We start from the raw sequence: 26,265 nt of genomic DNA, 5'->3' as shown, positions 1-26,265 counted from the left end.
TTCGTGCAAGAGGGGACGCAAAGATAAAAAGTTTTTTTCAAACTAAAAAGCTTTAAATGAGCTCACTCTACAATCCGCTTGATATAACAGCTTTTTTAACGTACTTTCATTCTTCCAAATCGTATTTCGAAAATGACGCATGTTGCTCCGCTGAAAATTCTTAAAGCTTCCGCAGGTTCAGGTAAAACTTTTAGCCTGACCTTACATTATATCACCTTACTCTTGAATAATGAAAATAGTTACAGAGAAATTCTTGCTGTAACCTTTACTAATAAGGCCACAGCCGAAATGAAAGAGCGTATTCTTTCTGTATTGCAAGGACTGGCGACTGGAAATGTATCCGATAACATTGAAAGTTTTAGAAAACTACTTATAAATCAAAATCCGAATTGGTCTGCTGCACTTATACAAGAGAAAGCCCATCGTGTGTATCGTAAGATCCTGCATGATTATAGTCATTTTACGATTAGCACCATTGATGGTTTTTCGCAAAAAGTCATTCGTTCGTTTACGTATGAACTTAATCTGGATGCAGCCTATAAGATTGAAATGAATACAAACAAGGTCAAAACGGATTTGACCATGATGCTCAATCAATTGTTGGACGAAAAACCAGAATTACTGGATTGGATTATTGCCTACGCAGAGAAGAAAATCAACAACAACGAGAATTGGAATTACCGCAATCAATTGAGTCAGTTAGCTGGATTGATTTTCACAGAAAATTTCCAGGAGTTTGATGGAGCCTTGGCTTCGGCAGATACAAATCAGATATTCAATCTACTCAATAAAGATATTTTCGAGAAGACGCAATCGTATCTTGAAAGCTTAAGTCTTGCGATTCAATCTTTTCAGGAGACATTCAAAGCCTTGCAGGTGGATGTCAATGAAATGAAAGGGAAATCTAGAAATCCTTTAGTTTCTGCCAACAAAATTACGCCACAAGTTCAGAAATTATCTTTATCTGGCCTTATAGAGTTACTCGGAAAATATACCAAACTCATCGATAATGAAGAAGCTTATACCGATAAAGACAAAAATCTCCGTTACGATTTAATTGAAGGTTTCAGACCGGTATTGAGCCAGTTTGTGACCTTAGAACAACTATTGCCGACCTATATTGCTTATCAATCCGTACAAAGCAACCTTTATTATCTTCGCTTGCTGAAAGAAATGTCAGATTTGCTTAGCACTTGGCGTAAAGAAAATAGTGCTCAATTGATTTCGGATTCGCAGATATTACTGAATAAATTAGGCTTAGATGCGCACAATGACCCAACCTTTATCTGGGAAAAGATTGGCAATCGCTATAATTATTTCTTATTTGACGAATTTCAAGATACTTCACGTATTCAATGGAAAAATTACAGCCCACTCTTACTTAATGCTCTGAGTAATACCGAAGGGGTGCAGCACGAACATTTGATTGTTGGAGATGTAAAACAAAGTATTTACCGTTGGCGCAATGGTGATTGGCGCATTCTTTTGCAACAGGTCGAAGAACAAGTTGCACAAAATTTTCACTTAGATACAGAAGGTAAAAACCATTTTATTGATAACGGTATTCTAGAAACGAATTTCAGAAGTCTACCAAATATCATTCGCTTTAACAATTACCTGTATCAAGCAATTCCGGCACACATGCAAAATGTGCTAAATGACACCGCAAAAAATGAACTTTCGGAAGAAGGATTGCGCTGGTGGAAAAATGCGCAAAATGACAGTATGCTTGTCCGAGCTTATGAAAACTCTGCACAAGAAATTCCAGAAAAAAAATTAAATAACCCGGATAAACAGGGATCTATCGAAATAGAATATATAAAAGTAGAAGATAGCCGATGGCGTGCAAATCAAGCACAAGAGGAGTCTACACGCAAACTTTGCGAAAAAATTGGTGAATGGATTTCTACGGGAAGGTATGAAGCTAAACAAATCGGTATTTTAGTGCGTAGCAACAGACAAGCTGTAGAAATCATTCAAAAGCTGATGGAATATAAAAATGCTACGGGATTACATTTTGATGTGATTTCGGGAGATGCACTTTCGCTAGTTTCAAATGATGCTATAAATCTTTTGGTAGAATCTCTAAAAGCCTTTGTTTATACTAGTGACAAACATGTAATTCACCATGCTCGCATGGCCTATCTTTATCAGATTATAACTAAGCAAAAATCGTTTGAGCCAGAAGCGTGGTTGCATTTCAAAGAAAATAACATTGAAAAACTCCAAAGTATTATTCCAGATAGATTAATTATCGACTGGGATGTATGGCAAAAATTACCTTTGGTTCATTTGGTTGAAAAACTCATAGAAATCTATGGCTTTACTTCGGATAACAATGTGCATTTGCCTTACATTTTAACTTTCAAAGATATTGTGGGCAATTTCACCGCAAGTGGAGAACGGGGAATCAATCAATTTTTAGAATTTTGGGAAGAAGATGGCAACAAAGCTGTATTGCCATCCAGTGGAAAAGTAAATGCTATTGAAGTCACCACGATTCACAAGTCCAAAGGTTTAGCTTATGATGTCGTCATGATTCCTTTCTGTTCATGGACATTAGATGGAATGACAAATGGTGATTTTTGGATTAATACCGAAAACACTCCTTTTGGACAGTTGGGCAGAATTCCAATTAAGTACACTTCTTCGGTCGGAAAATCTATATTCTATCAGCAGTATTTCGAGGAAAAATTGTTTAATTATATGGATGCGCTGAATACCCTGTATGTCGCTACTACTCGTGCCAAAGAGCATATCTACATCACAGCACCTGCTTTTGCAACAGACAAGAAGTCTGGAGAATTAAAAATTTGCAATGATTTGATTTCGGATGTCATCTACCAAGTGTTGGATCATCCTAATGCACCTTTTCCTTTGGAAGAAGAAAAAGTCCAAATAGACCATATTATACCAAAAGAAGATAGCAATGATTCCGACACTCCATGCCATATTGCATTAGAACGTTATCCTATTTCGGTCGCAATGGAAAAAGCATTAGAGAAAAACAGCACCCGAACAATAAATACTATTTTGATGCTCGAAAAAGCATCGCAATATGGAATTTTGGCACACGAGGTTATGGCGGAAGCATCCAAAGAATCCGATATCCATAAAATCATTGCACGCTATATTGACGAAGGAATTTTAGCCGTTGAAAACAAAGATCTCTTAGAAAAGGAAATCTACCAAATATGGCATCATCCACAGATTAATCAATGGCTTTCTGGAGATTATAAGATCTGGAATGAATCAGCTATCATAACCGCGGATGGACGAACACTCCGTCCTGATAAAGTATTTACCAAAGAGGATGAGACCATCATTTTGGATTTTAAATTCACCGGAGACAATTACATTGAACACAAAACTCAAGTAGATCAGTATATGAAAGCTCTACAAAATCTAGGATATCAGAATATACGAGGCTTTTTATTCTATGCCAAGGTGAATGAATTAGTAGAGGTGAAATAGATTAAGAGAGTCGACATGAACACATCATTTTTAGCATTAGTAGCACAAGATATAAAACAACGATTCGGAACAGATCTGTCCGAGATTGCGATTGTTTTCAACAATAAACGTCCTATCACCTATCTCAAGAAACATCTTGCGGATACGTACGGACATGCCATTTGGTCGCCACAATTTTATACCATACAAGAATTTTTTAGTTTGGCATCAGATGCGGAGCAAGTAAGCCAATTGACACAATTCTTCTATCTGTATGAACTTCACAACGAGTTATTAGCCAAAGAAGGACACGAACAAGAAACACTTGAAGAATTTTATCCGATTGCAGAAATTATATTGAGCGATTTTGGGCAGTTGGATTATGACTTGGTCAATATCGAAGATATTTACATGGAACTGTACGATACGAGCAAAATAGATATTGAGTTTCAGCATTTGACCAAAGAACAACAGGATTTTATTCGTCAATTTTGGCAATCTTTCAGTATCGCAGGGCATACAGGTATTCAAGAACGATTCTTGAAGCTTTGGAAAAGACTTCCCGTTTTGTATCGTGCTTTCAAACAAAAACTTGTAGACCAAAAACAAACTAACTATCCAACAATTTATCGCCAGTTAGCTGATGGAGAATTGGACAGCACAGCCTTGGTACAACCTTTTAAGAAAATTCTTTTTATAGGATTCAATGCGCTAAATAATGCGGAAGCTAAGCTTTTCAAACAATGGCAGGAACAAGAAAAAGCGTTATTTTACTTTGATGCGGACGCCTATTATTTGGAGGACAAACAGCAAGAAGCAGGATTATTTATTCGAAGAAATATTTTCCAAACAGAACTGCAAAATGCCTTAGGCGAAGTGCCAAATATTATTGGTTCACGTAAAGATAACATTCATTTGTATGCCTCTACGGGAAAAGTTAGTCAAACAAAATTGCTACATGACGTCTTAGTAGAGAATGAGAAAGAAGGAAAATCTTCGGCTATTTTATTGGCTGATGAATCCTTATTGGTTCCTTTACTGCAAAGTCTTCCCAATATCAAAGTCAACATTACGACTGGTTTTCCTTTGACACAGTCGCCTATATTTGGAATTTTGGATTTGTGGATGCGTGTTCATGAACAAATTTCACATCTTAAGAAAACTAAAATAACCTATCAAGATGTAGAAACATTTCTGAATAATCCGCTGACAAAAATCTCCTTTAAAGAAAAATCAACACTTCAAAAGTTTATCGGGGATAAACAGCTTTTTGAGATTAATTTTGAAGATATTTGCGTCCAAACTTCCGTTCTGCCACACTTTTTCAGACCGTTAAATTCTTCCAAAGAAGTTATCCCAACATTAATTCATCTTTTAGATGAATTGCTGATTTCTTTGGCGCAAGACACACAAATCAAACAAATTGATGCCAACTTGTTGATTGAAACCAAGAAAGTGCTCAATCAATTACATTTAGGATTTGAAAAAATACCACAATTGAGTATTATTTTCCAAATTGGCCTCATACGAAAAGCCATTGCACCGATCAACTCCGCAATTGAAGGTGATCCATTGGATGGATTGCAAATCATGGGATTGTTGGAAAGTCGATGTTTGAATTTTGACAACATATACATTTTAGGTGCTAATGAAGGTATTTTACCGAAAACATCTAGCGCTGCGACTTTTCTTCCAAACACGTTGCGTAGAGCGTATGGTTTACCAATTCTAGAGAACCAAGATGCACTTTCAGCGTACTTATTTTATCGCCATCTGCAATACAGCACTGGAATACATGTGTTTTACAACAGCATTGTGGATGAAAGTAGCACAGGCGAAGAAAGCCGCTTTGTCCGGCAGTTGGAATTTGAAAGCAATTTCAATTTCATCAAACAACAACAGCAACAACCTATTCTTTTCCCACCCAAAGAAGAGGAGCTCAGCATCCCAAAAACTGGTCAAGTCTGGGATTATATGCGTGCTAAATACCTTGATGGCAAAGCCAAAATTTCGGCAACAGCCCTAACAACTTATTTGCTATCGCCTTTGCAATTCTTCTTTAAGCATGTGGCTGAAATAAAAGAACCTCCACGTATCTCTCAGGAATTTGAAATGAACGTTTTGGGTACTGTCATTCACAATGTGATGGAAACCATTTTAAAGCCCTATAAAGGGTTGGAAGAGTTTACTTCCACCAAGGTGCTGCGGGAGAAAGTGGAAGAAGTAGATGCGCTTATTATTCTTGAAATCGGAAGACAGTACGGGATAGAGACGAAAGAACTTAAAGAATTAAACAGCTTGCAACGCATTATGCACAAGATTGCATCCGAGTATGTCAAAATGTATTTGGAATACGACGCAGAAAACTACCAGTCTTTCCGCATTATCGAGCTGGAGAACGATGAAGATTATGTCCTAGATTTTCCAATTTTGGTTAATGGTAAAGAAGAAACCGTTCAAATCTACGGGATAATTGACCGTGTAGACGAAGTTGTAACCGACTTAGGAGAAGTCAAAAAACGCATTGTAGACTACAAAACTGGTGCTGACGCTGTTAAATTCAGCTCTATAGAAAAGGTTTTTGCCGCTAATACAGAGAATAAAGCTTTAGTTCAAACGCTATTTTACGCCTATGTATTTGAACAAAAAACGGGTATTCAAAACTTAGAACCAAATTTATATGTAGCGCGAAAAATGCGCGAAGAAGGAACTCTTTTCTATGGCAGCCGAGGAGCTTTGATGGAAGGTGATTTCTTAGCTGCACAAAAGGATGAATTCGTAAACTTCCTACGAGCGACTTTAGAGGAAATATTTAATACAGAGGTTCCTTTTAAACATAATCCTGAAGCACATATTTATGATTCGGATCCGTACACGTTGTTTTATAGGAATGCTATAAAACAAGAGGATGAGGTCTCAGAGTAAACATAAAAGGGTCGAATTTAAATTCGACCCTTTTATGTTATTTATATCTTTTCATTGCTTTACCAGCACGTTTTTTTGCGGTTTCAATTTTATAATTGAACCATTTATCTTTAAAAATTTTACGCATGGTATCATCAAAATGACGCGTTACAAATAGATTTCGAGCGCCTTTCAATTTTTCTCCTAAAGAATTGGCTAATGCGCGCACCGAAATAGAATATCCTTCTGTTTCGTATTGGATATAATGCCACCATCCTGCTGGCATATAACAGGTCTCACCGGGACCAATTACCGCTTCAAAACCATCCAAATATTTCAATGCAGGATATTCCTCTACACTACTTGTTTTTAGATTAGCTATACTGTGGAAGTTGTAAGGTAATTTGTACATCAAATCAGATTGATCATTCGGGAATAACCAAATACGTTTGTAACCTTGAAATTGTGATATGAAAACGTGTGACATATCAATGTCAAAGTGATTACGCGTTGCAGATCCTTCACCTCCAAAAAACATATAAGGCAGTCCTTGCAATACTTTGCCACCAGTGACATCATTGTAAATAACATCCTTTTTAAGTTCAGGACGAATTTTCAACAAATTAAACAAGAACAAGCGTAATTCTGTAGGTTCAGAGCTGATTTTATCTAAGTATTGACCAAAGCTCATTTTACCCACTGGAGGACTTGCAGCATAACTTTGTCCTTCTTCTTCCTTACCGTAGACATCAATCATCACATCTCCCGCTATTTCCTTGAAATAGTCGTAGCTCCATTTTGTCCAGCAAGCACTATCCTTACTAATAAAATCTTTCAAGATAACTGGCTGACTTTTGTTAAGATAATCTCTAACAAAATCTTTTGGAGAAATTCCCGAAATGCTATCAACAGGTTTTAGTTTCACAAGCTTTTAGTTTTTTACTAAGTAAATACAAACATAAAAAAAAATATTCCTACATTTTTAACTCTTTCCATATTTTATAACTATACGCAATAGACACAAAATACAGTGACCAAATTTGTAGAAATATTCTTTATTTTCTAGTGATATAAATCACTAACTAATAAGACCATAGGTCCTGCTCATAATCCATGAGCGCTTTTTTAATACGTTCTGATTCTAATAATCTATCTAAATCATCTTTGATATAATCTTTGATACGTAGATCTTCAGAATTGGATTGTTTAATAATATAACTTGAAAAAAGTCGCTTAATAAACACGTCATCATAGCTCAGTCCTGTAGCATCGCTATTTCGATTGACGACTTCTTTATTCACAAACACATGGCGTGCTTCTGGAAAATAAATCCAAAATGCCGGTGTTGCATCAACCTGTGGTCCCAAATTAGAAAATACGGGAGAAGCAGTCACTGCAGGTTGTGCGGGAGTTGTAGGCTGTGTTTCCTCTTGTACAGCGAATGGATCGAAAGGATCCACGTTGCTTGCAGGAGGCGTTACAGTGGATACCTCTCCAAAAACATCAGCACCAGGTATTTGAGGAGTGATTAGCGGCGCGATTCCAATGATTCTTGGCTCAAAAACTGCCCGCTGCTTATCAAAAATCCAATCTTCTTTGATTCTAAATTTGATAACACTCTCTCTGCTCCAATCTCTTTTTTCATAATGCGAACCGATGACCTCGTTGTTTTCATTATATTGTTCGACCAAGACGCTATCTCCGCCTAAGCGAGCCATTACCTGATCAATTGGCAAAACATTCTTGAAACTATCGCCATTAGGATCATTCTTTGTTGGTGTAGGGTCATACGCCGTCAGTTCACCTTTCTGAATAGCATCCACAATGATATCCATCAATCGCGCTTTAGGAGAAGCAAAGGCTTGATTCATCTTATCGCGCAAGTCAATCTCACGCCATACTCGCTTACTGAAAGCTACATCAGTCTGACGAATAGGCGCATATGGAATAACCTTTCTATTTTCCACATCTGATTTCACGACATACCCGTCTACTGGTGGTTCTTTCTCATACACTGGCTTTGAACTATTGGATAGATTTTCCACCTGCGCACTTACCACATGAGTGATTCCTAGACCAATGATTAGAGTTAATATTTTCTTATTCATAGAATATAAATTCTATTAGTTTGTTACTTGAAATGTTATAGCGTTTAGATTTTGTGCTACACCATCCGGACCTACACCCACAATATCGTAAATCATGACCACCGAACCAGCTGTTATACCTGATAAAGCAGTTTTCATCTGACCACTAAAACTATTTCCTGAAGCCGCATATGGACCAATAGGGTCTACCCTAGGCTTGCTTATATACATATTAAATTTAGTCACTTGGAATTTGGCATCAAAATCAAAATTCTCTAAAGATGCCGACACCACGGACTGTCCTCTCAACTGAGCTGCCGAAATACGTCCTCCATCTTTACCTCCAACCTTTGCTGTGGGCTTAGGAATACGTTTAACACGGAATTTTGAAGCTCCTAAATTTTGAGTCTTGCCATCTATCGTCGCGCTTACATTTAATGTTACCTCTCCTGGACTTGTAACGCGTGCTGAATATTTACCCCCACCTCTTGATGTCAAGCTTACACCAGAACCCGATAGTTTTAAAGATTCAGCTGGCACTCCAGGGGCTGAAATGGATAAAGGATTGTCCACCCCAATATACATTACATTCATAGCGTCCGGAGATACCACTGCTGATGGTTGTGAAACCTGAAATGTCATTGGCTCCGTTTCATACACTTTCACAGTTCCGTCTGTTTGCTGTACTGAGATAGAACCTTTCCACGTATGCGTACCCACACCAGGTGTATACGAGTAAGTGCCCTGACCATCAGAAACTGGAATAGCGCTGCCATTGACAGTAATCTTTGGATTTGATTTAGAATCATAAGCTGTTAAGAATACTTTAGCGGTATAAGGTTGACCCGCAATCAAATAAGAGGTGGGAGCTACAGCTACCGCAGCAAACTTATCCAAGTTAACCACCGCTTGATCCATTTTACCGAAAATATGTTTTACTACCGCCGATTCAGCATTTTTAGCATCCGCGTTGATTTTTTCTAAAGCAGTGATTGCCGCTGTCAATGGAATTCCATCGCCAAAATTAGACTCTTCCCAAGATTTTTTGATTCCGCCACGAGGAGCTGGATCATCAGCAGCCAAAGAAAAACTAACTTCATTATTTGTTAATTTTTTAAGTTCAGCAGCAGTTTGATTAATTAAATCACGAAGCTGTTTACCTCTTTTTTCATTGATCATCAATCGAGCTGAGATATCCGTGCTACTTCTGAATTTAACATCACCAGTTTCTTCATCTACTCCACCACCTTCAGCAGAAAGAAGTTTATTATATTCTGCAACTTGTGTAGTAAGTTTTGCAACTAAAGCCTGAGCTTGCTCCGCCTTCTGCAAAATAGGCTGTGCACGTTCAGGATTCTCTTTCAGTTTGGTCTCTCTAAAAGAGAGAAACATATTATCAATCCCTGTTTGCGTATTTTGAGTGGAAGTATTTAAACTATTTCCTAAATTTTTAAATGCATCTAAAATGGAATCACTTACATTCAATGCTACTAAACCCAGTAACACTAAATAAAGTATTCCTATCATCCGTTGTCTCGGAGTTTCTTTGTGTCCTGCCATTTCTTGTAATTTACCTACTTTTTATGTCCTAGATTTCACTACAATTATGCGCGGTTATTTATATTCATCGCAGACAACATATTACCATACACGGCATTAAGTGATGACAAGTTTTTGTTAAATGCTGAAACTTGTTCTTTAAATTGTTGCATATCTGCAGAAGCCTCATTGAAGGTCTGTAAATCAGCAGCAGCGCGTTCGAAAGCATGACTCAACTGCGAAGCACCTGTAGAAGCTGCGTTCAACTTATCCGCAAACTGGTTAGTAGCAACAGCTGTATCCGCTACTTTGGAAATAGCAGCAACCTTATCACTGAATGTACGTAAACCATCTCCCAAGTTTCCAATTAAATGCTCATCAATCTTAGCATCTTGTAAAAGTTTATCTAAAGCAGCTGTATTGCCTACTGCCACGGGTTGCGCATTTGCTGGAGCAACACTTCGTGTTGGTAATTCGCCTGAAAAATCTTCATCTAGTTCAGGATATACGCGCGTCCAATCCACGTCTTTCTCTGAAGCCATAAATCCCATAATAAAGAATAATAAAGCCTCAACAGCTAATCCAATTCCGATCATCCATTCTCCACCTTTGAAATGAAGAATTTTAAACATTAATCCAATAATAACAACAGTCGCACCCCAATTGATTAATGTATTAATACCGAAACCAAATTTTTTCTTCTTTGCCATATTTATTTAAGTCTATAAGGTTAGTTAATAGTATTTAAGTTATAATTTTAGTTTATTTTTTATCTTAAAGAAGATCCCGCTACTCGAGTTACGGATCTGAATCCTATGTACGATTTAGCTGTGTCCTGATATTCGTACTGTCTAGTGCCATTTTGAAGGAAGAATCCTACATCTTTCCAAGAGCCTCCACGTATAACTTTACGCTTCATTGTTTCTGAATCTGCATCCTTAGCAGAATAATTATAAGTTGGGTTCATATCATGCACATAAGAATAGCCTGATTCATCATAAGAAGATTGGGTCCATTCTGAAACGTTACCTGACATATTGTATAATCCATAATCATTGGGAAAATAAGAATAAACTGGCGCTGTATAAGCGTATCCATCATCCATATAGTTTCCTCTTCCTGGTTTAAAATTAGCCATTAAACAACCGCGAGCATTTCGCGCTGTTGGTCCTCCCCATGGAAACTGAGAGCCTACTCGACCGCCTCGAGCAGCATATTCCCATTCTGCTTCTGTAGGCAACTGATAATCAAAACGCTGAGGTCTTTTGTTTTTTGCAGCTTGGTTATTATATAATTGCGTACGCCATGCGTTGAATGCTTGAGCTTGCTTCCAACTCACTCCCACCACTGGATATTCATCATATGAAGGATGAGAAAAATATCCTTTTACTAAAGGTTCATTAGCTGCATAATGAAAATCGGACATCCAAACTGTAGTATCTGGATAAATGTCTATTTTTTCGCGATAAATAAAATCAGATCGCTTTTTATTCATATCATTTTTATGGCGAATAGCATTTTCTAAATCGTACCATTCATAATGATAATGGATCAATCGCACATCCATTTCATTTTTACCAAACACTTTATCCTCTCCCTGATAATACATGCTTTCCAGTCGAGTTTTCACATTCGGATCGGTAGAGCGCCAAGGTGATTGTCTTCTTACTTTCTCCCAATCAATATATTTTGAATTGCTTTGAGTTTGACTTTGCAAAAAATAGGACGGATCACCTAAATAATCGGTAACCATAATAGAATCACGCACCCAATAGACAAATTGTCGGTATTCGCTATTCGATATCTCGGAGTCATCAATATAAAAAGGCGCAATGGTAACTTGGCGGTTTTGAGCAGTTTGGGCAAATGTAATATCTTCATCTGACTGTCCCATAATAAATGTACCTCCCGGGACCAAAACCATGCCATATGGTGTTTTACTAGTTTTAAGTTTATCTAATCGTACACCTATTAATTCTCCATTTTTTGTGGATGTCTTACATCCAATACTCAGTACAATTAGTAGCAGCCCGCAAAGATATTTTAAAAATCTTAAATGATTTATAATCATAAGTTTATAGCAAAATAGGTTAGTCCAATAGGATTACTCCTGTCGGAATGCTTATAAAAATAAGGTAATTATAGCATTTAATAAAGTATAATTAAAATAATTTCTGAAACTTGTATTAATAATCGGTATAAAATGCAAAGAGGTCAGTATTTATTTCATACTGACCTCTTTTATAATACATTAAAATATTTTTTTATTTGTTTACCAACTTAATGTACTGTTCTACTGCCATAGTCATGCTAGGAGCTGTAGGCGTTGGTGCTGGAATATCAAGAATTAATCCCTTATCAAGCAAAGCTTGCTGTGTGGTTGCACCAAATGCGGCAATACGTGTATTATTCTGAACAAAATCTGGGAAGTTTTCATACAAAGACTGTACACTAGAAGGACTAAAGAATACAATCACGTCGTAAAACACATCTTTCAGATCTGTAATATCGGTAATTACGGTTTTGAACAATACCGCTGGTGTAAAGTTATAACCATTCTCTTGTAACCATTTTTGTGTCTCTTCATTTGCGACATCCGAACAAGGGAATAAGAATTTCTCTTTACTGTGTTTCTTTAAGACCTCTTCCAAATCCTTAGCAGTCTGCTTTCCAAAGAAAATCTTACGCTTACGGTATTGAATATATTTTTGTAGATAAAGTGCAATAGCCTCAGAGATACAGAAATATTTCATCTCAGCCGAAACCTCAAAACGCATTTCCTCACACACTCTAAAGAAATGATCTACAGCATTTTTACTGGTAAAGATAACAGCTGTGTGTTCAGCAAAATTTATTCTTTCCTTTCTAATCTCTTTTGCAGGTACTCCCTCCACATGTATAAAACCACGAAAATCCAATTTCAAGTTGTACTTTTCCGCTAACGCGAAATAAGGTGACTTGTCGTTTTCTGGTCTTGGCAACGTAACTAAGATGCTTTTCACTTTCTTAGCTCTAGCAACATCAATCTGCATAAATTCTTATTTAATTGTTTAGTGATTTCACTAATATCAAAATCGGTGCTATTTCTAGAGCACAAAGATAAAGAATTAAATAAAAGATTGAAAACTTTAGATTACCTAATAAACTAAATGCAGTACGGATAATACGGTAAGAAAACAGCAAAATAGCAGCTATAACTAGTGTAAGAGCAATATTATCTAAATAATTTATTGGCATAAAAATAGCCAAAATTAAAAGTGGAATGAGAATAAGCATGCTGTTGAAATAAACCACATACAATACTGTAATATAATTCCGAGCAATTCTCTCCGCTTCAAATATTATAGAAATAATTCGAATAAGTAGTAATTTAGCTACAAATAGAACACCAATTATAACCGACAAACGAGTGAAATTTTTAACTGTTAGGAACAAAAAGTCTTCCTTCGCACTAAAATAATAAACCACAAATAAGCCTAGTGAAAAGCTAAAAATGATATACAAAAATATATAAGGCCAGGAAGTTAATACGTTATCTTCCTTACTAATCTGCGCTAACACCCTTTCATTGAAATATCCATAAATGATATTTAAAAATGTAGAATAAAAGAAAATCCGAACTAAGCCCAAACTCACCAATATCAATAATAGAGAAGTTATAAGCCAAGTCGGCCGATTCCATTTTTCGTAGGTCGGTGATAGATTTCTCTCTTTTTTGAGTTTGTCCATTTTGGCGAACCAGGCTCGCAAATCGGTATATTCTATTTCGATCATCCGCAATAGACTATCCTGAATAGGATTTATCTTCACTTTTTGATTTTGATCTAAAAAAATATAATTAAACCTAACTGTATCCGTTTGCACCTGAGTAGCCGAATCATTAGGAAGAATAACTTCTTGACTTATAGAAAGAGTATCTGCAGAATTCGCTTTTGACAAGAAAGGACATAGCAAACACAAAAACAACAAAATATGTTGCTTATTTTTTATAATTTGCCTTAAAAAGTCATTTCCTAACATACGATGTCAAAGGTATGATTTTGTACTAAATATTTAAACACAATTATGGCAACAACTGTACAACGCTGCCCCTGGTGTGGTGAAGATCCGCTATACACCCAATATCACGACGAAGAATGGGGAAAACAGGTAAAAGATGATAAGACTTTATTCGAATTTTTAATATTAGAATCAGCGCAAGCCGGATTGAGCTGGATAACGATTCTGCGAAGAAGGGATGGCTACAGAAAATTGTTTGCGGATTTCGATGTCGAAAAAGTAGCACAGTTCACATCTGAAGATATTGACAGAATTGTCTTGGATCCCGCTATCATCAGACATAAAGGAAAAATAGAAGCTGCTGTTTCTAATGCTAACATTTTCATTACGATACAGAGAGAATTTGGTTCATTTTACAATTATTTGTACCAATTTCTTCCTAACCAACAGCCAATTTTGAATAACATCAAAACCATGAAAGATGTAGCTCTTGAATCTGATGAATCAAAACTCATTGCAAAGGATTTGAAAAAACGTGGAGTTAAATTCTTTGGAAGTACAATATGCTATGCATATATGCAAGCCGTTGGGATGGTTAACGATCATTTAATAAATTGTGACTTTAGGGATTAATTTCCTAAAGTCACTTCTTTATAAATATCTTTTAGATTTCGGAAAAGACCATTGTAATCCAAACCGTAACCAATTACAAATTCTTTCTCAATTTCAAAACCTACATATTCTATATTATCAAAGTCATGTTGCAAACAAGAAGGCTTTAATAATAAGGTACATACTGAAATATTTCTAGCTCCTTCCCTTTCTAAAGCATTAATAGTATATTTTAAAGAATTGCCACTATCCACGACATCTTCCACTATGATGATATCTCTGTCTTTCAAGTCTAATCCCACACCTATTAATTGGGAAATATGGCCTTGTTCTGTTCCAGAATATGATGCTACTTTAACAAAGCTCATTTCGCTATCAATGGTGATTTCTTTCATCAAATCCGCCATAAACATGAAACATCCATTCAGCACGCCGATGAATACAGGCTTTTTATCTTCATATTTCAAGCTAATATCTACACCGATAAGACGTATTCGCTTCTTTATTTGCTCGTAGCTGATGAAAGGCTCAAATCGCAAATCATCTATTTCAATTGTTTTCATGTTTTTCCCCAATTAATTTATCTAATATAGATTTGCGGACATTTTCTTCTGCTTCCAACTCTCTAATTATCAACTCATGCTCCCCCAACACGTCAAAAGTAGAATCACGAACAATAGGCGCTTTGGGACGTAATGCGGGTTGCAAAATTACTTCATAAAATCCATAATTTTCAGGAACAGCCACATTATTTAATTCACCCAGCTTACGCATAATAGATCCATAAGTATTGAAGTGACGTTGCACCCACCCTTTAAGATGACCTGTATATTCAAAAGAAGAAACCCCAGTTTTTGGTCGAGGAATGATACTTGACAAAAATAAACTTTCACCCAGATTCAATTCTTCTGGCTTTTTCTTAAAATAATAATCCGCGGCTTCAGTTATCCCGTAAACATTCTTACCCCACTCAATGACATTGAGATATATTTCAAACAAACGATCTTTGCTCACACGTCCTGAAGCTTCCATCAGCCAGACTAACAATATCTCTTCGAACTTACGGTTCAAAGTTTTCTTTCTATTCAGAAAAACATTTTTGACCAATTGCATAGAAATAGTACTTGCTCCACGCTTGAATTTCTTTTCTTTGACATTGGTCGCTATAGACAATTTGAAAGCTTCCTCTTCGAAACCATTGTGTTTATAAAAGAAAGGATCTTCTGTATTTCGCACGGTAGTTTTCAGGACATAGGGAATTTGATCTAATTTTCTGAAATTGGGATTTTCAGGACCGACAACAAATCTTTTCACGAGCACAGTATCGTCATAAGCATCATACACAAATGAGGAATTGAGCGAATCAATATTAGCCCCTCCCCAAGAAATCAATTTTAGATCTTCATCATCAATTTTGGAAGAGAAAGTAAGATCATCAGGTTTATCGAGATTAATAGAAAAATTCAAATCATAAGCGATACTTCCTTCCACTTTGACACCTTCTACATTTTGAAACAACCCTTTTGGCAAGGCATCAAAAAAATCTTGTGCCTGAAACATTCCTGTATGTATTGCCAAATCGATCTGTTTGGAAGGTTTCAAAGTCAGTTTCGCTTGTGGGGAGATAGAAAAATCCTTTACCCGCAAAGTAGAATATTCGCGCAGAGCGATATAGTTTTCAGCAAACTGTATGCCTCCTTCCATCTCTGCCTGAGGCAAAATTATGGTAGAATCGGACAAGCGACGATGATAAACTTTTAGATTCTCATAAGCAAAGACACCATCCACCTCCAAAAGATTCTTTTTGATTTTGGTAATATCTTGTAAATCGAATATTAACTTATCAAAACTGATGGCTAAACCATATTTGCTACGCAGAAATGGTAATTCCACATCTGGCTCTTTGGATGATACTTCCAAACGCATACGCTGCGCACCTGCGTCCACCTTACCCGAAAGTATCCATTCCGCTTCATGGTCATTCAACAATACCGATGATTCAAATCGACCAGAATTCATTATAGCTTGAGGAATATGAATATGCTGGGTGAATTTATCGTCAGAATATGATAAATTGAAATTTTTCAAATCCATATCATCTGGAACTATTGCAAAAAACTGCTTACTTAATCTTTCAGCCAAATCTGCAAAACCTTTTGATTCGGATTTCACCGCCTCTGAATTGTCCTGACGTTTCTTAAATAAAAAATCATAATTACTTAGCGAGTCTTTTTTGACAAAAGACACTCCTCCATTTTCTACGCCAATGGCACCAATCTCCACATCACCAATCAACAAGGGCAATACACGTACAGAAACCGAAAAAGTTTCCATGGATGCAAGGGTATCTCTATCCTGAGGTATAAGCAATAAATTTTTGAACTCAACAGTCGTTAATCCTTTGAAATAATATTTATCTACGCTAAAGTTAATGTCATAGTCCTGTTTCAATTTATTCTGAACTTTGACCATCGCTTTATCCAAGAAACCTTGTCGTTTGGACATGGCGACAGCAAAACCAATCCCGAAGATGAGCAACACGGACACCCCTACAATCAAAAACCACTTATTACGTCTTTTCGAAAAGAAATTACTCATGAATTTTCGCATTTAAAATCTTGAATAAAAATAGAGTTTTATTATGGAATACTTCTATAACAAAAACAAAAAAAGGCTATACTTTCAAGAAGTATAACCTTTCCTAACTAAATTATATTCGTATTCTAGAATTTATAAGCAATTGATAAACCACTACGGATACTTGCCCACGGACTTTTATTCAACGTGATGTCTGCTCCATTGCCATGAACTGTATAATCCATTTTGAATTTCAAAGGCAAATCATTCAAACTTTCTTTTAGCTCACCTAATTGCTCTCTCAAACCTGCTTGTTCATCCGCATTCAAAGTCATTTTACCAGATAGACTTCCTTTTGATGTTCCATAGCCAGGACCAATAATTCTCCAATCCAAAAAGATATTATTTTTCAATTTAAAATTAATACCAGCAGAAATACCAGCAGTAAAAGTTGTCAAATCTCCTTTCAAACTAATCGTTTCTTCTCTATCATAAACTAATTGTCCTTGGTAATCAACTGATACATCATAAGTGTAAGGAGCAGAATAATTCAATTTCGCATATTTGACATAAGGGGCAAGATAAAATCCTTGACCATATCCTTTTTTAGAAAGGTAATATTTAACTTCTGGAATTATAGCAGTACTTGAAGACTTCATTCCATCCAATAATGAGTTGATCTCACTATCATCCACAATATCCATAATGGATGATTTGAATGGTAGACTATTTTCTGGACGCAAATTCACTGCAGCACCAACAGCGAATCTCTTGTTCAAAACGCGTTCGTATTCTACTGAAATTTTTCCTCCTACTAATGTTAAGAGATTTAATTTTACAAAGTTAGGCTTTTCAAGAGCATCTTCAGTATTACTGATCTCTTGCGCCTTAACTCCTGTCCAAGAAAGGAGAAAAGCAAAGGCTAATAAAATGTTTTTCATAAGGTATTGTTAATCGTATCGTATGATATTATTTTAATTGCAAAAATAAAGATTCTAACACAATCTTGAGGAAAAGAAATAATCACATGTTTAAAATACCCAAACATAGGTACAAAATAATCAAACACAGAAATGACAGGATTGTTTCCCTTAATTATTAGCTTTGTGCAAATTGAAATTGCATATTATGAATATTACGCAAGAACAAGTATTACATGCATTAAGTCATGTAGAAGAACCTGATCTAAAGAAGGATTTGGTGACACTTCACATGATTCAAAATATTGAAATTCTTCCCAATAAAGTAAAATTTGATGTTGTATTAACAACTCCAGCCTGCCCATTAAAGGGTCATATAGAACATGCTTGCCGAAATGCTATTGCTTTATTTATAAGCAAAGACGTTGAAGTCGAAATCAATATGACTTCTCGCGTAACAAGTGTGGACCCCAATCAATTGAAAGGCATTAAAAACATTATTCTCGTATCATCTGGTAAAGGTGGAGTAGGAAAATCAACGGTGGCGAGTAATCTTGCTTTAGCTTTAGCGAGCAAAGGTGCCAAGACTGGCTTATTAGATGCGGATATTTATGGTCCTTCACTGCCAATTATGTTTGGTCTTGAAGGAGCTAAACCAATGGCTTCCCAACTTCCTGATGGTTCTACGAAAATTGAGCCTATAGAGAAATTTGGCTTGAAATTGCTTTCTATTGGGTTCTTTACGGATCCGAATCAGCCTATTCCATGGAGAGGTCCGATGGCAACATCGGCTATTAAGCAATTATTCAACGATGCGGACTGGGGTGAATTAGATTATCTTGTGGTTGATATGCCTCCAGGCACGGGTGACATCCATATCACCGTTGCCCAGACTTATCCTATTTCTGGAGCAGTGATTGTTACTACACCTCAAAATGTAGCTCTAGCTGATGCTATCAAAGGAATTGGTATGTACAAAATGGAAGGCATTAATGTTCCAATATTGGGAATTGTTGAAAATATGTCTTATTTCACTCCTGCCGAATTACCAAACAATAAATATTACATCTTTGGAAAAGATGGAGGAAAGCGTTTAGCAGAGGAAAACCAAATTCCTTTCTTAGGTGAAGTTCCATTAGTAAAATCCGTAGCGGACGCAGGAGACAATGGGTTTCCTATTATCCTAGACGCTGACGACAAAGTAGGAGAAGCATATAAATCCATTGCTGGAAGAGTTGCTCAGGAACTGAGTATTTTGGCGAATAGGTAGCTGTATAAGTTACGTTCAGGCGTACTTATTGTTCAAAATTATACTTTGTTAAAGATTTACCTCTTGTATTTGCTGTAGAATCCAAACCATGGTACCTTAGTTCTATTTAGGGGATATTTTTCTGTTTCGTAAATTAATTTTGAAATCGAAATTTGGTTTACGCTGCAAAAACAGCTACTTGAATACATACTATTGAAAGTTAAAGCATGAGGGTTCAGAACGCATCTTTTAGTACAATTATAACAAAACTCCCCTTTAAAATTATTAAAGGAGAGTTTTAACATATTTATTAAATAAAATTATCGGGTTCCTCCTGCCCACCACACATTTTCAGAATAGACATACTGTCCATTACCATAAGCAGCTTGCACATTAGGATTAGTAGTTGTCTCTGTATTTCCATAAGGTAACCTCAATGGGAAACGGTTTGTATTTTTTAGCTCCACCAAATTTTCATTAACACCTCCTAAAGCCTTCCATCTTCTAATGTCGTTGTACATCTCTGTAGATTCTCCTGATGCTCCAAAAAATGCTAAATACTTTTGTATTGCAATTTCTTTTAATGGATTAGCTGTAAATAATGGGATAACTTCATTATCTAAATAATCCTCTATTTCACTCTCTTCAATTGGATCAGTCGTTTCTTCTAACCCCCCATATGGAGCTAAAGTAGGCGCCGTAAACGCAGTTGCCACCGATTTTTCAGAATTGATAATTGCGGCCGTAACAGCTGCTCTTAAAACCCCCTCTATTTCATTAGCAGGTTTATTTAATCTTTGCATAGCTTCAGCTTTTAAGAATAGGATCTCGTGATAACTTAATAATAAAGTCGGAGCTGTTTGTGAAAAAACAAATGTTGAAGTATTATAAGTATACTGTATTTGTTCATTTTCACCATTGACAGCTAATAGATCATATGCCTCACTGCCAGGCTCTAAATTATCAATTTGTACCCAATCTGCATCCACAAAATTTCTTCTTAAGCGTGGGTCGTTACGTTCAATTAATTTATCAGCCAGGCTTTTACTTGCTGCTAAGCCATCTCTAGACCATTGAAAATCAAAAAGAGGGTTCAAATTTTGAGCATTATAAATTTTAAATGCTGCTTCATCACTAGCTGATGTGAAAGATTGATTCGCAAATGCTATAACATCCTCTAGGGTTGCATTAGCATTACTTGCAACTTTCAATAAACGCATTGTATATCTTGCTTTCAATCCATATGCAAATTTAGCCCATTTGTCTCTCGCTCCAGAATATAAAAGATCTTGACCTCCTACTGCACTTACATCTCCTTTTGGAAGGTTTACAATAGCTTCATCTAAATATTTCAATACCTCAGAATATAAATCTTGTTGTTTATCCAGTTTTGGAGTTTTATTTTCAAAAGGGTTTAAAGCTTCAGAATAAGGTACATCACCATATAAATCTGTTAAAAGTGCTAAATTATATGCTGCTAGAATTTGAGCAATACCCAATGAAGTATAATTTCCTTCCTCACTTCCTCCTTCTGAACATTTATTAATCACAATTTTAGCATCACGCAGTGCATTATAGATACTAACCCATGAATTATTAAAAGTGGAAGATAAATGTGGTTGATTCACTCTATGTTCTGCGTCCCACAACTGATTATGTGTTCCTACTTCATGCTCTACATACGTAGACATATAAGTATTAATATCTCCTCCCACGTTATTAAATGCTGTTCTGGTTATAATATCTGTGATTATAAATTTCGCACTAACATCAACAGGATCATTGATATTTTTATTTATTTCATCCATCCTATCTTCTGAACATGAAGACATTACCAAGGGTAATGCCAACGCACCTAGAAGGATATATTTTATAATATTAATTTTCATCTCAATTTTAGAATTTAAAGTTAACACCTAGACCATAGCTTGAAGTTCCTGGTAGAGAGAATCTTTCGAAAGCTCCTGACATATTATTATTACCTTGTGAAACTTCTGGGTCAAATCCTTTAAGTTCTGACCATAGTATAATGTTTCTTGCAAATCCGTTTAGATCAATCTTGAATTTGGAAGTAGAATAAACTGGGTATCCAATAGAAATTTCTCTTAATTTAACAAATGAAGTTCCAAAAATAGAAGCTTCTGACACGCCATTCAGTGCATTAAAATAATCATATGCCTTGCTCGCAGGAATCATAATATCATTTTCATCATATACTCCAGGACTTACTTCTTTGACAGCAGGTAAGTGAAATTTGAAGTCTTCACCACTTCTATAATCAGCACTTTTCTGTGTAACACCATAGAAATCTAAGATTCCCCCCGTACCATGATACATTTGTCCTCCTTGTTTCCAATCAAATACAGCAGATAAACGTAATTTTTTATATTCGAATCTTGTGTTAAATCCTAATAAGAAATCAGGAGATACTGTACCAATAACTCTTTCTTCTCCCGCTTGAGGCATACCATCTTCATCCACAACTATTTGACCAGCTTCATTTCTTAAATATGAAGCACCATAAAGTACAGGATATTTATCACCTATACCTGCTCTAACTTGTGGTTCAACAAATCCACCAAGGAAAATATTCTCAACTCCTTCTTTTAATTCATCTACATAGTTGTCTATCTTGGTAAAGTTTAAAGACATATCCCATCTAAAGTTTCCTTCTCTATATGGAGAAAAATTTAAAGTTACCTCATGAGCATTTGTATGTACTTTACCTCCGTTTGTCATCATGCTAGAATATCCAGAAGATCCTGCTAATGGTACAGCAAAAATTTGATCTTTTACATCTTGTCTAGAAAAAGTATAATTTAATTCAAACAAACCATTGTAAAATGTTAAATCCGTACCTACTTCAATTGCTTTAGTATTCTGTGGTCTCAATTCTGGATCATAGATGGTAGAACTTGGAGTAAAAGCATTTATTTGACCTATAGGGTATATGATTGGAGTACCATTTGAGAATCCACCTCCATATGAAGGTCTTTCGTAGTAGGTTTCATAATATGTACCCGCTTGACCAACCTCTGCATAAGAGGCACGAATCTTTCCAAAAGTTAAAATATCATTATTAACCGCATCTAACTCTGTGAAAATAAATGAAGAAGCAATTGATGGATAGAAAAATGATCTATTGTTTCTTGGCATCGAAGATACAATATCATTCCTACCCGTCACAGATAAATACAACATATTTTTGTATCCTAATGATGCGCTTCCAAAAGTACCAAAAGTTCTGTTATGTCGTAATGTTTGCGAGGTCTGCATAACAGAAGCATTATTCATATGATTCCAGCCAGGAAAATTAAATTGACTACCATAACCGTAATCTTGACGATACACACGATTTACAATTTCATTACCTAATAATGCATCAAATACTAAATCGTCATTTATGTTCCAATTATATGATGCAGTGGCTAAAGAATTTAATTCAGTAACTGACACATGATAATTCTCGATTTGACCAGTACTATATCCCGCAGCACCATATCCCCATAAGTCCGTATAATTAGTCGTATATGAATCTACACCTAATTGATATTTTAAAATTAGCTTTTGCGTATCGGTAAAGTTTGTAGTAAATTGGGTAAATCCATTACCAAAGAATCTTTGGTTATCCTCTGAAAATACATTATTATTTACAGCCCAATATACACCATCAAATCCTCCACCTCTATAGTTATTTTGTGAGTAAGGATTTCCTTCAATATGATAAGGGATTCCTTTTAAATCATATGAGGGAGGTGCTGCATACAATGTTGCGATTAGTCCATTATTAGCTCCCGTTTGCTTCGTAATTTTAGAGTTCACATAATTCCCTGTAAATCCAGAAGTCCACTTATCCGATAAGTCCACTTGAGCAGAGACCTTACCATTATATCTATCTAAACCAGTAGACGGAATAATTCCTGTAGCATTTGTAGCTCCCAGAGTTACTGCGTAATGCCCCTTGTCAAATCCTTGAAGTACGTTTATAGCATTATTATATGTAGAACCAACTTGAAGAAATTCTTCTACGTTATTAAAACTTTCACCTTCCTTTGTCCATGGATCTAAACCTGCCGCAGCACGCTTAGTTGAATAGTACATCCCTGGTTTATTACCATCTCTTCTTGTATATTGGTTATCTGTTTCTCCTCCATATCCAGGATCCTTGCTTAAATTCTCAATCAATGGTCCCCATGATGTCGAAGCTGTTGGGTTGAAATTCCCTCCCGACCCTTGAGCATATGTCTTTTGAAAATCAGGCAATACCGCAACTTTATCAAAAGACACATTAGAAGTATAATTTATTTGAGCTTTACCTTTTCCTGCACTTTTCCCACTTTTAGTGTTGATGATAATCACACCATTTGAGGCACGCATACCATATAACGCTGATGCTGCCTGCCCTTTTAAAATATTGATGCTTTCTATATCATTTGGATCTATATCCAATCCACGTGTTGCGTAATCCGAACCTGTGACAGAATTTCCTGTTGAGATATCAGAAGTCGAGGCAATTGGCATACCATCTATAACATACAATGGTGTATTATTTCCCGTAAAAGATCTTGAACCACGAATCGTTAATTTGGCAGACGCACCTGGCATACCCGAAGATGGAGTGACTTCTACACCCGATACTTTTCCTTGAATGGCTGTTGCCAAATTACTATTTGCAGCTTGAGTTAATTGTTCAGCTTTCACTTCCTGAGTAGCATGTGCCAAAGATCTTTTTTGACGTGTTACCCCCATTGCAGTAACAACAACCTCATCTAATTCCTGATCGCCAGAAACCAAAACTATTGATAAATTAGTTGATGTACCTACGGATACCCGTTGTGTATTATAACCGATATAGGACACATTTAAAGTAGAACCAGAAGACACAGAAATTGTGAATCGACCTGATCCATCAGTTTGAGTTGCAGTATTCGTTCCAACAATAGATACAGAAGCCCCACTTATTGGAGTTCCATTTGCCGAAGTAACCAAACCACTCACTTCTCGAGTTTGCGCAAATGACAGGCTTGTCACACATGTCATTGCAAAAAATGTACTGAGTAATTTTTGTTTCATAAATATTAGTTTTTGTTAGTATTTAGACAACCGCATCAGAAGCACGTTATCCAATGCTAACATAACCATTTTTAAGTAAAATGTTAAAAAATTTAACATTTTATTTCCCACTACAATTACTAAATACCTCTCAATAAATTATTATGTAATAAAAGCTTGTTTTTATCTCTTTTCATTCCAATAGAATCAATACATATTCTATAATTATCATTTGCTTTATTAGGATGCACAATACGTTCACAAAAAAAATCTGATCAAATAACAATATTTAATGCTTAATTAACAAAACCTTATGAACAAAAAAAGTAGTAGGCTTCCCTACTACTTGATTATTGATACAATTATTTAATTACCAACCTGGATTTTGCACTATATTTGGATTTGCAACAACATCTCTATCAGGAATACCCCATGTAATTTTATCATCATTCGCAGAAACAGATTTAGTGGTAAAATCCGCTCCGGTCTGCAACATTTCAGTATCTTGAGGATTACGACGTGTAAAACCATCTCCCCATCTTTTTAAATCTTCTAATCTAAATCCTTCAAATGCAAATTCTCTTAATCGCTCTAATTTAATTTCATTCAAAAGCGCTGTGCCTGATACAGTTGACGCTAGTGCTGTCAAACCTCTTGACGCTCTCAAAGTATTCAAATGAGTTCGTGCTACTCCCTCATTTAGAGCTCTAAAAGAAGCTTCTGCAGCATTCAGATATGCTTCCGCAATTCGGAATACTTTTGGAGAATGAGCGTAATTTGTTACCGCACCTGCATTTCTAAGGGCGGGATTTCCAGGATATTTGTTTACTATTGTACCTGTAAATTCTTTTCCTTTACTTGCCATATACACCTTAGGAGATGTAAGGAAATAAGCTCCCTTTCTAAAATCACTATCACTATATGAGTCTATTATCCATTGAGATGGAAGGTACATTGGAGTATATCTGCTTGTACCTGCATTCCATCCAATATAAATATTATTTACATTTGGACCTTCATTAATCGATACAAATGGTGCAAAAATAACTTCATTTCCTGCGTCATTATGCCACATATTTTTAACACCTTCTGCTGTAGTATATAGATTATATTTACCCGAATTAATTAATGTTTCTGCGGCCTGTTTTGCACCATTCCAATCTTGCATATATAATTTTACCCTTGATTCCAAAGCTATTACAACGTCAAGATTGATTTGTTTTGCATTTGTAGCTCCAGCTTTTTCAGCTAAATTAGTTTTAGCAATAGAAATATCACTTAAGATTTGATCATACACTTCCTTTACTGTACTACGGGCTGGAGTCGCATTGATATCTGGCACTAGAACTAATGGAACAGAAAGATCCGTTGAAGCTGAAGAGGCATTATAAGCTTTCGCAAAACGAATATTTAACATGAAGTAATAGTATGCTCTTGCAAAATGAGCAACTCCTGTATATTCTTTCAAAGCCTTAGTCTCAGTATCATCTTTTGGAGTGATATTTTTAAATCCTTCAATTGTCATATTTACATTGTTAAGGGCACTGTAATAACCTTGATAATAATCTCTTATTTGATAATTATCAGATAGAAGTGTCCACCGATGTACGTCTCCATAATTATTACCATAATCTGCCGTAGCATTTAATTGGTCAGACTGAATATCAGTAGACATAATGTAATGCCCATATACTCTTCCTCTCAAATCAGCATGCAATCGTTCAGACCAATTCTTTGCATCCCCCACTGAGTTAAAAGACTGTGAGGTTTCAATCACGTCATATGGATACAAGTCCAAATCGCATGAGCTTAATACATTTGTAGTAAGTAAGCCTATAGCTATATATTTAAATATTTTCATTATTAAAATTCT

17 protein-coding genes are annotated in these 26,265 nt (G+C 35.9%); 4 read left to right on the top strand and 13 right to left on the bottom strand.

The window, feature by feature from the left end:
* Positions 1 to 132 precede the first annotated feature (132 nt).
* On the top strand, positions 133 to 3,474 hold the full coding sequence (locus tag H8B04_RS01440) for a UvrD-helicase domain-containing protein (protein WP_190301226.1): 3,342 nt from the start codon (positions 133 to 135) through the stop codon (positions 3,472 to 3,474).
* Positions 3,475 to 3,489: 15 nt separating this feature from the next.
* Entirely contained in the window at positions 3,490 to 6,378 is a 2,889-nt protein-coding gene (locus H8B04_RS01435) for a PD-(D/E)XK nuclease family protein (protein WP_190301225.1), read from the top strand.
* A gap of 37 nt (positions 6,379 to 6,415) precedes the next feature.
* Here H8B04_RS01435 and H8B04_RS01430 read toward each other — a convergent pair whose 3' ends face one another.
* The 7 genes from H8B04_RS01430 to H8B04_RS01400 all read right to left on the bottom strand — a co-directional run bounded on the left by H8B04_RS01430 (position 6,416) and on the right by H8B04_RS01400 (position 13,922).
* Positions 6,416 to 7,282, bottom strand: coding sequence for a cupin-like domain-containing protein (locus tag H8B04_RS01430; RefSeq protein WP_165291967.1), 867 nt, complete (start codon positions 7,280 to 7,282; stop codon positions 6,416 to 6,418).
* A 157-nt stretch (positions 7,283 to 7,439) separates the two neighbouring features.
* On the bottom strand, positions 7,440 to 8,465 hold the full coding sequence (locus tag H8B04_RS01425) for a gliding motility protein GldN (RefSeq protein WP_190301224.1): 1,026 nt from the start codon (positions 8,463 to 8,465) through the stop codon (positions 7,440 to 7,442).
* Positions 8,466 to 8,480: 15 nt separating this feature from the next.
* A complete protein-coding gene (porM, locus tag H8B04_RS01420) occupies positions 8,481 to 10,004 on the bottom strand; it encodes a type IX secretion system motor protein PorM/GldM (RefSeq protein ID WP_190301223.1) in 1,524 nt (507 codons plus the stop codon).
* A 44-nt stretch (positions 10,005 to 10,048) separates the two neighbouring features.
* Positions 10,049 to 10,693, bottom strand: coding sequence for a type IX secretion system motor protein PorL/GldL (gene porL / locus H8B04_RS01415; protein ID WP_165291970.1), 645 nt, complete (start codon positions 10,691 to 10,693; stop codon positions 10,049 to 10,051).
* A gap of 59 nt (positions 10,694 to 10,752) precedes the next feature.
* Positions 10,753 to 12,054 carry a T9SS ring complex lipoprotein PorK/GldK gene (gene porK / locus H8B04_RS01410; protein ID WP_190301222.1) on the bottom strand — a complete coding sequence of 434 codons (1,302 nt, stop codon included), beginning with the start codon at positions 12,052 to 12,054 and terminating at the stop codon, positions 10,753 to 10,755.
* A gap of 193 nt (positions 12,055 to 12,247) precedes the next feature.
* Complete coding sequence (locus tag H8B04_RS01405) at positions 12,248 to 13,015, bottom strand: uroporphyrinogen-III synthase (protein WP_165291972.1); 768 nt, start codon at positions 13,013 to 13,015, stop codon at positions 12,248 to 12,250.
* A gap of 10 nt (positions 13,016 to 13,025) precedes the next feature.
* Positions 13,026 to 13,922, bottom strand: a complete 897-nt coding sequence (locus H8B04_RS01400; protein ID WP_190301221.1) for a DUF4271 domain-containing protein — start codon at positions 13,920 to 13,922, stop codon at positions 13,026 to 13,028.
* 126 nt (positions 13,923 to 14,048) lie between these two features.
* On the opposite strand from H8B04_RS01400, the gene H8B04_RS01395 reads away from it, so the two are divergent.
* Positions 14,049 to 14,615, top strand: coding sequence for a DNA-3-methyladenine glycosylase I (locus H8B04_RS01395; protein WP_190301220.1), 567 nt, complete (start codon positions 14,049 to 14,051; stop codon positions 14,613 to 14,615).
* Here H8B04_RS01395 and hpt read toward each other — a convergent pair.
* From hpt to H8B04_RS01380, 3 genes are all read right to left on the bottom strand, one after another.
* Complete coding sequence (gene hpt / locus H8B04_RS01390; protein ID WP_165291975.1) at positions 14,612 to 15,157, bottom strand: hypoxanthine phosphoribosyltransferase; 546 nt, start codon at positions 15,155 to 15,157, stop codon at positions 14,612 to 14,614. The two genes, H8B04_RS01395 and hpt, sit on opposite strands and share 4 nt — an antisense overlap.
* Positions 15,144 to 17,192: a transglycosylase domain-containing protein gene (locus H8B04_RS01385; protein ID WP_190301219.1), complete on the bottom strand. Its 2,049-nt coding sequence runs from the start codon at positions 17,190 to 17,192 to the stop codon at positions 15,144 to 15,146. Before H8B04_RS01385 ends, hpt begins: the two co-directional genes overlap by 14 nt.
* Positions 17,193 to 17,317: 125 nt before the next feature.
* Positions 17,318 to 18,112 carry a DUF3575 domain-containing protein gene (locus tag H8B04_RS01380; RefSeq protein ID WP_190301218.1) on the bottom strand — a complete coding sequence of 265 codons (795 nt, stop codon included), beginning with the start codon at positions 18,110 to 18,112 and terminating at the stop codon, positions 17,318 to 17,320.
* Between the two features lie 187 nt (positions 18,113 to 18,299).
* Between H8B04_RS01380 and H8B04_RS01375 the strand changes: the two genes are divergently transcribed.
* Positions 18,300 to 19,361: an Mrp/NBP35 family ATP-binding protein gene (locus H8B04_RS01375; protein ID WP_190301217.1), complete on the top strand. Its 1,062-nt coding sequence runs from the start codon at positions 18,300 to 18,302 to the stop codon at positions 19,359 to 19,361.
* Positions 19,362 to 19,660: 299 nt separating this feature from the next.
* On the opposite strand, the gene H8B04_RS01370 is transcribed toward H8B04_RS01375, so the two are convergent.
* The 3 genes from H8B04_RS01370 to H8B04_RS01360 form a co-directional block, all read right to left on the bottom strand.
* The gene (locus H8B04_RS01370) at positions 19,661 to 21,229 is read right to left on the bottom strand and encodes a SusD/RagB family nutrient-binding outer membrane lipoprotein (protein WP_223815201.1); all 1,569 of its coding nucleotides are present in this window, start codon (positions 21,227 to 21,229) and stop codon (positions 19,661 to 19,663) included.
* 7 nt (positions 21,230 to 21,236) lie between these two features.
* Complete coding sequence (locus H8B04_RS01365; protein ID WP_190301216.1) at positions 21,237 to 24,413, bottom strand: SusC/RagA family TonB-linked outer membrane protein; 3,177 nt, start codon at positions 24,411 to 24,413, stop codon at positions 21,237 to 21,239.
* A 349-nt stretch (positions 24,414 to 24,762) separates the two neighbouring features.
* Complete coding sequence (locus tag H8B04_RS01360) at positions 24,763 to 26,253, bottom strand: RagB/SusD family nutrient uptake outer membrane protein (protein WP_190301215.1); 1,491 nt, start codon at positions 26,251 to 26,253, stop codon at positions 24,763 to 24,765.
* Positions 26,254 to 26,265 lie beyond the last annotated feature (12 nt).

The sequence above is a fragment of the Sphingobacterium litopenaei genome, assembly GCF_014692495.1.
In the GTDB taxonomy this organism is placed as follows: Bacteria; Bacteroidota; Bacteroidia; order Sphingobacteriales; family Sphingobacteriaceae; genus Sphingobacterium; species Sphingobacterium litopenaei.
This window is presented reverse-complemented; position numbering and strand designations above follow the sequence as displayed.